Raw genomic sequence first — 1,228 nt, 5'->3', positions numbered from 1 at the left:
ATCAGGATCAGCTCATCATATTCTTGATCCTGTAGCGATATCCCGTGGCAAAACAAAAATTTAATATCAAAAACTGAGCGGCCTACAACAAGGCTCTCGTCAATTGCGGTTCGCTAGTATTCGGCTTGATGACTCGACCATCCAGGTTTGGTACGACGAACCAAAAACCTCTTCGCGTGGTCGTCCGCAATGTTATTCTGAACTGGCTATTTCCACCGTTCTGATGGTCGAACGCATCTTTCGCCTCACGCTGCGCGCCACCCAGGGATTTATTGACTCCATCTTTACGCTAATGAATATCCCGCTCCGCTGCCCGAGCTATTCCTGCGTCAGCAGACGGGCAAAATCCGTCACTATCCCGTTTAAAAACCCTACGAGAGGCGAGATTGCCCGTCTGGTTATCGACTCCGCCGGCTTTAAAGTCTTCGGTGAGGGTGTGTGGAAGGTAAAAAAACACGGCCAGGAAAAGCGCCGCGTCTGGCGTAAACTGCACCTGGCGGTAGACGCCAGTACGCATGAAGTTATCTGCGCTGACCTTTCCCTGAACAATGTGACTGATGCAGAGGCATTCCCGGGGCTTATCCGTCAGACGCACAGGAAAATTCGGGTCGCCTGCGCCGACGGGGCTTATGACACAATACGGTGCCACGACGAGCTAAGGCGCAAGAAAATTAAGGCATTTATCACGCCGCGAACGAGGGCCGGTTACTGGCCGGCGGTGTATGCCGACAGAAATCAGGCAGTGGCAAGGCCACGTCTGACGGAGAGCAATGCTTACTGGGAATGGCACACGCTTTACAACCGGCGTTCTGTGACAGAAACGGCGATTTACCGGGTTAAACACCTGTTCGGTGGGCATCTGACTCTGCGGGATTATGATGCACAGGTTGGAGAAGCTATGGCCATGATCCGTGCCTTAAACAAAATGACGCGAGCAGGCATGCCAGAAAGTGTGCGGATTGCCTGAGGAAGTCAGTGACGGGAGGCGCTTTTATCTAAATCCGATTTATTCAACAAAGCCGTCAGGCTGCATCATTTAGCTCTCCAGATGGAGTACAGATACACCGCGCTCAAAATCACCGCGCCTGATATCGCACCACACTTTGTAATATGATCAGTGTAAACCACAGAGGAATCAGGCTGGCAACACCAAACCCCATGCCCAAACCACTTCCCATTGCACCGAAAAAATCTTCTAGGTTGAAATCCATCTTAACCTCTCTTACTT

The 1,228-nt window shown here is 51.3% G+C and carries 1 pseudogene; it reads left to right on the top strand.

The features are described 5' to 3' along the window. Positions 1-44 precede the first annotated feature (44 nt). Positions 45-967: pseudogene (locus J1785_RS00880) on the top strand (IS5 family transposase). The last annotated feature ends 261 nt before the right edge of the window (positions 968-1,228 follow it).

Origin of the sequence: Rahnella perminowiae (assembly GCF_019049755.1) — a bacterium.
Taxonomy (GTDB): Bacteria; Pseudomonadota; Gammaproteobacteria; order Enterobacterales; family Enterobacteriaceae; genus Rahnella; species Rahnella perminowiae.
This window is presented reverse-complemented; position numbering and strand designations above follow the sequence as displayed.